The following is a 10,807-nucleotide window of genomic DNA, read 5'->3' as shown; positions in this document are numbered from 1 at the left end:
TATTATATCATACTAGATAGAATATTTGAAGGTATCGAACCTTACAAATATTATCCAATTCATCTCCACCTAATACATAGTTTAGATGGAGTTTTCTTTCGATGTTTTAGATAAATAAAGTAAACTTTATCTTTCTACTTCAATTATTATCTCCATTACCTTCAACTTCTATAAACTCTGTTTTCAAAGAATTGGTAGGGCATTTCTGTATACAATGGCCTTCACCTAAACATTTAACAGGAGCTAATAACTTTGCTTTATAGCCTGAAGGAGTATTAACCATCATCAAAACCCCTTGACCACAGGCCTTGACACAAGCAGCACAGCCAACACATGTATCCCAATTAATATCACAAATATAGTTTAAAGTATAATCCTCCCCACCTCTCGTTTTTCCTGTATAATAATCTGTCATTTTAACCTCCTGTTTAATAAATACAGTTATTATACTAATATATTAAAAGAAGACCAAATATGTGAATTCATTATAATTCTAATAAATAAAAAAAGACTAACCAGTGTAGGTCAGCCTCATAACTTACTATTTAATTATTAATTATCATCAATAACTTACCACTAGCCAACTTTATCTTGGCTGGACTCTTTGTAACAATATTACTCAAGCCCAAAGTATTGCCACGCTTAAAATTAGCATCCTCTAGTCCATACTTAAAGCCTTCCAAATAAACCCCTGTTACTTCATCACTTAAAGGTAACAAAGAGAGAGTCTTATCAATTTTATCAATCAAAATCTTCTCTTGGTATACTAACTCTATACTTGCTTGAGGGGTAATGAATTTAATCTTGGTCTCAACTTTAGTAGAAAACTCTAATAGATAAAGATTTGCTAGAGTGTGATCTAACCGCCCCCCAAGACCTGCAAAGATAATAATCTCTTTATAACCTACTTCAAGAAGTTTTTCTAGAATAAGCTGAGTATCTGTCTTGTCTTTAGCTACAGGGTATTGAGCAAATTCAACTTGCTGTTGTTGATAATACTCCAAAGTCTCAGAAGATATTGAGTCCAAATCACCTAATATCAAGTCAGGAATTATTCCTAAGTTATAAGCATGATTAGCACCACCGTCAGCACAGACTACTTGATCAGTTGCTTTGATATAATTAAGATAAAAATTCTTATTACCTGTTAACTCCCCATTAATAAATAGGATTGCCCGTTCCATTATTCTACTTCCTGTATTTTGCTGATGGTAGCCAAAGGAGTATTTTCTAATCCTTTGTTCAATAGCACTAAAGCTATTATTGTGATTATGATTTGAGGGATCATATAACTTGCATTATAGCCTAGAGAGTAGACCCAGACATCAACACCTTTAGGTGCATAGTCTCCAAAAAAGACCACTCCTGAAATAACATGTGCTAATAATCTAAAACTAGCCCCTAATATAGTTGCCATAGTTATTAAGGTAGACCTAACTTTAAAAGAACTCTTAGCAAATAGATTAGATACCAGTCCTGCAAACCCTACCAGACCATAGGCCAAAGGATAATCAAGAATCGCTTGTAAAGGATAGTAGATACTGGCATCTAATAATAGTTGTAGTAGCCCATATGTAGCACCTAAAAAGACCCCTTCTTTCCAACCCCAGCGTAGAGCGATGAATATAATCGGAATCATCTCGAGGGTTACTGAACCACCTTGTGGCATCTTATAAAGCTTTAAAAAGTTTAAAATAGTAGCTAAAGCCAAAGCAACACCTAACTCTGTTAACTTTCTGATTTTAATATTATCCATAATCTCATCCTTTCTATATCAAATAAAATTATCTATATAAAAAACCACTCCCTTAAGAGAGTGGTTACAGTGCTATGTTATCTTCCACTTCCCTACGCAGGTATTATCCTAATCAGGTTCAAGGGTTAGAGTAATACTCTTCTCAGCCTAAAAGCACCCCCAGTGTTTATATTCAATTTTATCTAAAAATCTAATCAAATTTAATTATAACAGAGTATAAGAAAAACTTCAATATAATCACCTTTCATAGTTAGTGAATTTTTTAGTCAGATTATTACTATCGCTTATTTATATTGAAAAGTCTCTGTAATATGTTAAAATATTAATATAGTACTTTAAGAGACCTTAGTATTTTTACTGGTTGTAGATTAAAACTACTAAAAGAAGGGAGAGATTTTAATGAACATAGAGTTAGTAATAGGAGTTTCTTTTGTATTGATGGTCTTAGCCCAAGGGATAATACTTTTAAAGAACTTACAATCTAATAATAAAGCAGGCTCACAGGAAGTACTCAATTTATTCTTTAGATTTATCTCTAACAGTTCTTTATATGTTGTAGCTCTATTGATTTATATTACCTCTCAAGGCCCACAAGGGTTAAAAAATATTAATTTTACTAATTTAGAGAATATTACTTTAGGACAAGTGGCTATTTTACTTATGTTGTTTATTGATTTAACTATTATCTTACTTGTTATCTATAATTTCTTTACAAAAGTAACTAATAAGAAAGAAAATGGTAACTTCACTGAGATGATTGACCAAAATAGAGCTAAAAAGATTTAAAAAGAGAAAGAGTAGCGCTTATCGCTACTCTTTAATTATTTTTAGAGTTATTTATCTTTTTAAAAAAGTTAATCTTATTGCTGTTATGAATAATCAATAATAATATCGTTATAATTAAGTTTAACCACCCAAAAAGATTACCAACTTTATAATAAACAGTCTTTTTGCGCTCTGGGATAGGAAGGTTAAAGGTAAAGGTTCTGGTCTTAAACATCCTAGTTTTGACTAAAATTTCACCTCGCTGATTTACTACCCCGCTGATTCCTGTATTGCCGACTTTCACTACAGGCACTCTATGCTCTACTGCTCTAAAGATAACTGCCTGCAAGACCTGTAATGAAGCATGACTTTTACCAAACCAAGCTTCATTGGAGATATTAATCATAAAGTCATTCTGCTGATATAATTTTCTAATATAAAAAGGGTTTAAGATCTCTGAACAGATAGGACTAACCCAAGTAACCCCGTTCATATTAAAAGACACAAGTTTATTACCTGGAGTAATATGATTTAAGGTTGTCTCAATAATATCTGGTATTAATTTAGGATAAGGTACATACTCTCCCCAAGGAACAAGTTTGACCTTGCTATAGCGTTGAACTATATCTCTATCTCTATTTACTAGAAAAGCACTATTTAGATAATGACCATTCTCCCTAATATGACCACCGATAAAGAGTGGATTATCTCGATAAAAGGCATAAGGAAACTTTCTATCCTCATAATAACCTCTTAAAATAGCTGTTTCAGGCCAAATCATCAAATCAGGGTCACCACTAGCCAATTCTTGTGAGGTCAAGTTTAAGATTTTATTGATAACCTCTCCCCGCTTAGCTCTACTTAACTTCATCTTTTGGGGTATATTAGGTTGCATAATACCTACTGCAAACTCCTTCTTAGCTACAACCTCTTTTTGTAAGATAGCATTACCATAAGTAAATAGAAGAGCAAAGATTAAAGAGGCGGTAATTAAATACTTAAATGCTCTCTCTTTTAAAGCTAAATAAAATAAAGTATTAACAAGTACGATAATAAAGGTAACTAAATATACTCCACCATACTGAGCCACTTGAATCAATTGGGGAATAAAAGCCTGTGAATAACCTAAAAAAGCAAATAAGAACTGGAAAGAGAAGATAGTTCTTAAAAACTCTACACCAGTCCAGACTAGAGGTGCTATAATGAGTATTGATATCTTCTTACTTAGATTATTAAAAATCACAGCAAATAAACCAAAGTATAGACTGATAATCGAGATCGCCATAACAAATATCAATATAGATACTAGCAAAGGATATTCACTAAAGTTAGCTACAGAAATTAACAACCAATAACTACTAATAGCTAAAAAGACCATGCCAGTTGTCCACCCCAATTTAAAAGCAGATCTTCTCTCACTCTTTTCCAAAACAAATAAAAGGGGAATCAATCCTACCCAAGCTAACAAGGCCAGACTAGGAAATTTAAAAGGGACTCCTAATAATATTCCGGCAAAGATAGCCAATAAATAATTTCCCATGATACTCTTCCTCTCTAAAATCAATTTATAATCCTTTAAAATCAATATTAATAAGGCTACAGGCTTCAACCTGTAGCTGAAATATTTATCAACAAACTACTTATCCTCAATCATCTCATTAAGATTTATAGCTTTGACTATAGATAGTGCCAACAACCCCCCTGCTAAAGCAGTAAATAATTGAGGAATCTGCATCAAAGTAGCTATCTTAGGTGGTACATTCACTAAGAAGTTAACAGCTGAAGCCAATATACCATATTTACTCAAAGCAGCTAAACCAACACCTAAATATTTATGCTTTTTTGCTAGAAAATGATAGATTAAGACCCATAATAGATTCCCTATAATAATAAATGGAATCATTACTGCTAAAGGTGGTGGTAAAATACCTCTTAGCAGAGCTATCCATGGTGTTAAAGCTCCAATTAACAGACCGCTTTCTAGACCAACCAAGATTGTAGCTAAAAGCAACATCATATTAACCAAAGGACCTGTCACATAAAGAGGAAATCCTAAGGCTTGTACCACCAGAGTCAAGGCTAATAAGATTGCAGTTCTAGTCAACCATTTTGTATATTTCACCTTAATAACCTCCCTTCACAATATATTTAATAAAATAAAATGGAATAATAACTTAAATTAGAAAGTTCACTTATCTTATTATTCTTGAATTAGACTTATTCTCCTCTTTTAAAGAGTTATTTTAATAATTGATCTCAAAATTTATAAATTAATAACAAAACAATAATATATCCTTATTCTGAATTTTTATCATTAAATTATGTAAAAGAGCACCCCTTTAGGATGCCCTTTTTTATTAAATATTTATTTCTTTAAATCAGCAAAGATATGATTTCCAATTGTAATCTTAGGGGTTGTATTCTCAAAGATCCAACTAGCAGTGGCTTTAACAGGATTATAATAGTATAGAGCCCCACCAGTAGGATCCCAACCTTTAAGAGCATAATCTACTGCTTGATATGATGTCTTATCAGGAGTTAGATGAATCTGTCCATCTAATACAGCAGAGAAGGCATAGGCACTTCCTCCTGGTCTTTCCAAAATAACCCCTTTAACAGTATTAGGAAATTCAGAGCTTAATACTCTATTGATGATAACAGAAGCTACTGCAACCTGCCCTTCAAAGGGTTCACCTCTAGATTCGGAATAAACTCCTTTGGCTAACCAGTCAAACTCCTCTGCAGTTACATCCAAACGCTGGGCTGAAGAAGAGCCATTTTGAATATTAGGTTCTTCCTGAACAGCAGACTGGTATGAGTCATCTAAAACTTCTGAAGATTCATCTTTGTTTGACAAGAAAGAGAAGAAAAATAACATCAGTAACCCTTTAAAAACAGACATAATCCCCTTATTACCTGTTAATCCTGCCAACCCTCCTTCAGCAGCAAAAACAGGACTAATCAGAACAAACCCCGATAGCAGCGGGAAGATTAAAGTAAATATGAGTATATATATGATTAAATTGTTATATTGTTTTCTTTTCTGCATGGCTCTAACCCTTTCTAAGTATCTGATTTTATTTTAGATTCTTTTTTTACTAGAGCTAATAGTTGATTAAAATCAAGTTTAAGATTAAAGTTAAGTAGTATGGAGGAACAAATTAAGTGTTCTGCTTAAACTTAACCTTAGACTTAAGTTACTCTTATATTTTCTCTTATTTTGAAGAGATTTGCAAAGGTAATTCTTTGTAAAGTTAACAATTAAACTTCTTAATTACTCTTTAAAATCAGATAAAGCCCATTCTATACCTCTAAAGGTGCCTTGATGGAATAACAGTTCTAGATGAGTAGCATCAACTACCAGTCTAAAACCAAAATTTGGGGTATTAACTTGGCTAATATTGAAATTATTAACTACAGCATCTTTCCATTCTCCATAAGGTATCGATGATGATATACTTACAAAGCCAGCTCCTGCCGAATCTGTAGCATCCGGGGTTATTGCTAAGTTAAAGGGCATACTCTTATCTATTGCTCCTACCACCCCCCATTTCTTATTAGCTTTAGTTAGACTTAATCTCTGCCAAGATTTATTGAGCTTGTGTAAAAATGAGCTACCTTCTTTTAAGTCTATCAGTTGTCCTACAAGCTCTATAGAAGTCTTTACCCCACCGTTGGGAGTACCTACTGTCAATATCTTATGAACTGAATCCCAATTGTCTTGACTTAAGGTCATATACCTCCTAGAAACCAGGCCTCCCATACTATGGGCGACAATGATTACCTTATCTTTTCCTGTTAAATCTTTAATTAAATTCACCATCTTTTCAACCCTTAAAGCATATAGATCTAAATTACCACCAAGAGCTTCTTCCATAGGATGTAGAGTATAATAAGATATTCCCCACAAAGTATGATTCTTCTGTTTTCCATCATAATTGTGGTAAATCTTATTTTCTGATACAAATCTCATCTCATAATAATTGGGATTGATAGTCTCCATACTCTGCTTCCAATAGTCTATATTAGCACCTATCCCATGAATAAAGATTAGAGGATAATCAACAACCTCATCTTTACTATAAAGTTCTTGCCAGAACTTCTTGCTGGAATAATCATAGTCTCCTTGTGCCAATAGATTATTGGAAAATAGCATTAACAGGACTATAAAGATTAGAAATATTCTTTTAAACATAAATTTTTTCTCCTTATTCTCAAGCTTTTATTTAATCATACCACAAAAATAAAAAGAAACCTAAAACAATTATTCCCACTAGGTTTCTTAGAAGTTATTTTAAATTAGATGGTCTTATGCTTAGATAAGATAAAATCAATTTTGTCCATCGAATGATTAAAATCATTGTTATTATCTTTTAAGTACCACTGATAGGCTCTGCTCAACCCTTGTTTTAAGGTAGTTTCAGGAATATGTAAGTTATCCTCCTTCAATCTAGTTATACTTAGTAAAAAGGTAATATTTCTAAAGGGAAAGAAGTTCTTAGATACTAGATTAAACTCCCTTCTAGTACCCCTATCAACCTCTACTAGCTCTACCTCTTTACCGACCACCTCCATAGCTGTAGTTAAGAGCTTCTTCCAAGTAATAGCTCTATTATTAGTCAGATTATAAGCTTTACCTAAAGCATCTTCAGAAATAGCTCCACTGATAAAGCTTTTTACCAGATCACCGATATAGACAAACTGTACCTCCTGTTCTCCTGCTGGAATAGGTATCGCTAATCCATCTCTAATCCTATCAAAAAAGTAAGCTTCACGATATAGGTTATTACCTTCACCATAGATATAGGTAGGTCTAAAGATAGTAATTGGAAAGCCTTCCTGATGATATAAATCAAATAAGTAGTCTTCAGCGAGTGCCTTATCTAAGCCATAGCTTCCCCAGTGAGGGTTTCTTCCTCTTGGAAAATCTTCAGAGCTAACCCCTTTATTGGGTAGATAAACAGCTCCAGAACTACAGAAAAGATACCTCTTTAAATTATCCCTCTTAACTACCTTGACCAGTTTGGCTACATCTTCTTTAGTATAAGCAGTGATATCAAAGATATAGTTATAAGACCTATCTCCCAACTCCCTGTGTAGCTCCTCTACTGAATGTCTATCCCCTTGTAAATGCTCTCTAATACCCTCATAGTCGACCTCTCTTCTGCCACGAGTAAAGATATCTACATTATAGCCTAAGGAGATTAAATACTTAGCTATTGCTTTACTGACAAACTCTGTTCCTCCCATAACTAAAGCATCCTTCACTTTATCACATCCTTCTTATCTAAGTATTAATATAACTCTCTTCTAATTGACTTATCACTACTTATTAATCTCTTCTTCAATTCTATGTATAATCTCTTCACAGAATTGATGGGTAACTAAAGCATCATCAAGAAGTCCATCTATCGCTATATCCTCCTGCACTACCTTGATAAATTCATCGACTATATTTACAAATCCTCTATTATATAGGGTAGGGTTCCAACTAGCACTTCTACTTACTCTCTCTTCTCCCCCTTGATAGTCAACTCTTTCTACCAAGTCTTTAATTATAGCCTTTCTTTTTTTACCGATTACTTGAAGTATTTCTTGATTAACTCCACTGTCCCTATTCATCATTCCAATAGCAGTCAACCTTTCTCCCTTAAATTTAATTACTATCTGTTTTAATAGCTCTCCATCTAAAATTGTATCTACCACCAAATCTTCTAACTGCCCCTCAGCTAGAAAACTAATGGTATCAATTACATGAATAAAATCATCATAGATAGCTATTTTAAAGTTTTGGGGATTATTTAACCTATTCTTCTCTAATAAAATAGTTTCAGCTGTGAACTCCTTCTTTAACTGTTGGTACATTGGCACAAATCTACGATTAAAGCCGACCATTAACTTTAGATTATTGTTCTTTGCCAACCCTACCATTCTCTTTGACTCTGCTAAAGAATAAGAGATAGGCTTGTCCACATAGACATGGATACCATGATTTAATAACTTCTCCATAATAGAAACATGAGCTGTAGTAGCTGTATGAACAAAGGCAGCTTCAACTCCAAAGTCTATTAAATCATCTAGATTCGTGCTTTTATTAACTACTCTATATTTATTTGACATAGCTTCTAACTTCTCTTGATTACGAGTGACAAAAAAGAGCTCTAGCCCTTTCTTGGCGGTAATGACTGGCAGATAAGCTTTTTGGGCAATACTACCTAAACCAATTACTCCAATCTTCATCTATATCATCCCTTTCTTCAAAGATTACCTTAAGGTTATTATATCTAATTTTAGATATTTTTTAAAGCTAAGCCCTTTAATTACTAATAAATTCCAGTAATTATCTCAAAATAAAGGGGTACGAAAAATCACACTCTTTTATCTGTTAATTTATTCCTTTTAACAGAGGTTATAACCGCTTTTTTGTATGATTATACAAAATTATTAATATTGTCTCGAAATTATCGGGGGTTGCATACAGGAGGATGTATTAATATTCACATAGCTCTCTATAAATCTATAAGCTTTGTTAACAAATTTTAGGGTTATAGATAGCTTTAATCTTAAAGTTATATCGTAATTATTTACTCAATAATTCATCTTTAAGCTTACAACCTGTTGGTGTCACAGCTAACCCTCCCAATGAGGTCTCTTTAAGCTGTGGAGCAAGAGTCTTGCCAATCTTTTTCATTGTTACAATTACTTCATCAGCGGGAATATGGCTCTTTATCCCTGCCAAAGCTAATTCTGCTGCTGTTAAAGCATTACTAGCTCCACCAGCATTTCGTTTGATACATGGGATCTCTACCAAGCCACCTACTGGATCACAGACTAGCCCCAGTACATTCTTTAAAGCAATTGCTACTGCATCAAGTACTTGTTCTTCTTTACCCTCTAACATATAGACAATCGCTCCCGCTGCCATAGCTGCTGCCGAACCACATTCAGCTTGACAGCCACCTTCTGCTCCAGAGACCGTTGCCTGTTTGGCTATAATCAGACCTATCCCAGAGGCAACAAATAATCCATCAATAATAACTTCATCATCAAGGTTTTTATCTTCTGCTACTGCTAATAATACTCCAGGCAAGATTCCACAGGAACCAGCCGTAGGGACTGCCACGATTCGTCCCATAGCAGCATTTACTTCTGCTACAGCTATCGCCTTGGCAATTGCTGAACTTAATAGAGTACCAGTTATAGTATTTCCTCTCTGTTGAGCATCAACTAACAGTTGAGCATCACCACCACTTAGACCACTAGTAGATTTGATATTTTCAGTCAAACCAGTTTCAATTGCCTCTCTCATCACTGCTAAGGCTTTTGCCATCTTAGCTCTAATCTCATCCTCTGATTTATTGGTCAACTCTCTTTCTCGCTCAATAATTATATCTACTATAGATAAATTTGTCTCTTTAGTTAACTCTATCAGCTCTGCTAATCTTTTAAAATTATACATGCTAATTCCTCCCTAATTAATAGGCCCTATCAATTTAATCTCCTCAATCTCTGTTATCTCTCTAATCTTATCTAAAATCTCTTCATCAATCTCCTCATCAAGTTCAATAACTGCTGTAGCCAAAGAACCTTTATATTCTCTTAATACTTTCATATAAGCAATATTTAGTTTGTAGTCTTCTAAAACCCTAGATATTTTAGCTATTATACCTGGCTTATCTTGATGAATAGTAAGTAAAGTAGCCAGTTCTCCTGTAACTCCAACCTTAATTCCATCAATCTCATTTATAATGACACTACCCCCTCCAATAGAGGAAGCGATAATATTAATAATTTTCCCCTTAACATTACTAATTTCGAGTTTAATAGTATTGGGATGGGCATTATCTAAATCTATAGGAAGAAATTCATAGCTTAAGTTCCTTGCTCTAGCTAAGGTGAAGGCCTCTTTAATCATAGGATTGTCAGTCTGTAGACCTAATAATCCGCCAATAATAGCTTTATCAGTACCATGTCCTTGATAGGTTTCTTTAAAAGATCCATGTAAGTATACCTTTACATGATTAAATTCTTCTCCAATTATCTCTTTTGCTAGATTTCCTATTCTAACAGCTCCTGCAGTATGGGAGCTTGAAGGTCCAACCATCACTGGACCAATAATATCAAAGATACTTAAATTGCTCATTTTACCACCACTTTTATGATTTGTTATTTTGATTAGATTGTTTATATATATATGGCATTAAAGATTTAACATTTCAATTAGCTACGGATTTTAACCCGTAGCTTCTGTAGAACTCATAATATCGCCACAGGTTAAAACACTGT

General features: G+C 33.7%; 12 protein-coding genes and 1 riboswitch. Of the genes, 1 reads left to right on the top strand and 11 read right to left on the bottom strand.

Annotated features, from left to right (window positions below; all coding sequences use genetic code 11):
* Nucleotides 1-139 precede the first annotated feature (139 nt).
* From ACTCDL_RS10745 to thiT, 3 genes are all read right to left on the bottom strand, one after another.
* Nucleotides 140-415, bottom strand: coding sequence for a 4Fe-4S dicluster domain-containing protein (locus ACTCDL_RS10745; RefSeq protein ID WP_463176477.1), 276 nt, complete (start codon nt 413-415; stop codon nt 140-142).
* 130 nt (nt 416-545) lie between these two features.
* Nucleotides 546-1,184: a thiamine diphosphokinase gene (locus ACTCDL_RS10740; RefSeq protein WP_463176476.1), complete on the bottom strand. Its 639-nt coding sequence runs from the start codon at nt 1,182-1,184 to the stop codon at nt 546-548.
* Nucleotides 1,184-1,756 (bottom strand): energy-coupled thiamine transporter ThiT, encoded by a 573-nt coding sequence (gene thiT, locus ACTCDL_RS10735; protein ID WP_463176475.1) that lies wholly within the window; start codon nt 1,754-1,756, stop codon nt 1,184-1,186. Before thiT ends, ACTCDL_RS10740 begins: the two co-directional genes overlap by 1 nt.
* A 72-nt stretch (nt 1,757-1,828) precedes the next feature.
* Nucleotides 1,829-1,927: riboswitch (TPP riboswitch) on the bottom strand.
* Between the two features lie 228 nt (nt 1,928-2,155).
* Here thiT and ACTCDL_RS10730 point away from each other — a divergent pair.
* Nucleotides 2,156-2,542 carry a hypothetical protein gene (locus ACTCDL_RS10730; RefSeq protein ID WP_463176474.1) on the top strand — a complete coding sequence of 129 codons (387 nt, stop codon included), beginning with the start codon at nt 2,156-2,158 and terminating at the stop codon, nt 2,540-2,542.
* Between the two features lie 31 nt (nt 2,543-2,573).
* On the opposite strand, the gene lnt is transcribed toward ACTCDL_RS10730, so the two are convergent.
* The 8 genes from lnt to sdaAB all read right to left on the bottom strand — a co-directional run bounded on the left by lnt (nt 2,574) and on the right by sdaAB (nt 10,664).
* Nucleotides 2,574-4,130: an apolipoprotein N-acyltransferase gene (lnt, locus tag ACTCDL_RS10725; protein ID WP_463176472.1), complete on the bottom strand. Its 1,557-nt coding sequence runs from the start codon at nt 4,128-4,130 to the stop codon at nt 2,574-2,576.
* A gap of 27 nt (nt 4,131-4,157) precedes the next feature.
* Nucleotides 4,158-4,643: an ECF transporter S component gene (locus tag ACTCDL_RS10720; RefSeq protein ID WP_463176471.1), complete on the bottom strand. Its 486-nt coding sequence runs from the start codon at nt 4,641-4,643 to the stop codon at nt 4,158-4,160.
* A 243-nt stretch (nt 4,644-4,886) separates the two neighbouring features.
* Entirely contained in the window at nt 4,887-5,570 is a 684-nt protein-coding gene (locus tag ACTCDL_RS10715) for a cell wall hydrolase (RefSeq protein WP_463176470.1), read from the bottom strand.
* 225 nt (nt 5,571-5,795) lie between these two features.
* The gene (locus ACTCDL_RS10710; protein WP_463176469.1) at nt 5,796-6,716 is read right to left on the bottom strand and encodes an esterase/lipase family protein; all 921 of its coding nucleotides are present in this window, start codon (nt 6,714-6,716) and stop codon (nt 5,796-5,798) included.
* Nucleotides 6,717-6,820: 104 nt separating this feature from the next.
* Nucleotides 6,821-7,789 (bottom strand): SDR family oxidoreductase, encoded by a 969-nt coding sequence (locus tag ACTCDL_RS10705; protein WP_463176468.1) that lies wholly within the window; start codon nt 7,787-7,789, stop codon nt 6,821-6,823.
* 57 nt (nt 7,790-7,846) lie between these two features.
* Complete coding sequence (locus tag ACTCDL_RS10700; protein WP_463176467.1) at nt 7,847-8,761, bottom strand: Gfo/Idh/MocA family protein; 915 nt, start codon at nt 8,759-8,761, stop codon at nt 7,847-7,849.
* Nucleotides 8,762-9,101: 340 nt separating this feature from the next.
* Nucleotides 9,102-9,980, bottom strand: coding sequence for an L-serine ammonia-lyase, iron-sulfur-dependent, subunit alpha (gene sdaAA, locus ACTCDL_RS10695; protein ID WP_463176466.1), 879 nt, complete (start codon nt 9,978-9,980; stop codon nt 9,102-9,104).
* A 12-nt stretch (nt 9,981-9,992) separates the two neighbouring features.
* The gene (sdaAB, locus tag ACTCDL_RS10690; RefSeq protein ID WP_463176465.1) at nt 9,993-10,664 is read right to left on the bottom strand and encodes an L-serine ammonia-lyase, iron-sulfur-dependent subunit beta; all 672 of its coding nucleotides are present in this window, start codon (nt 10,662-10,664) and stop codon (nt 9,993-9,995) included.
* Between the last annotated feature and the right edge of the window lie 143 nt (nt 10,665-10,807).

It is taken from the genome of Orenia sp., assembly GCF_055140805.1.
Note: the sequence above shows the minus strand (reverse complement) of the source record. Positions and strands in the feature narration are given on the sequence as shown.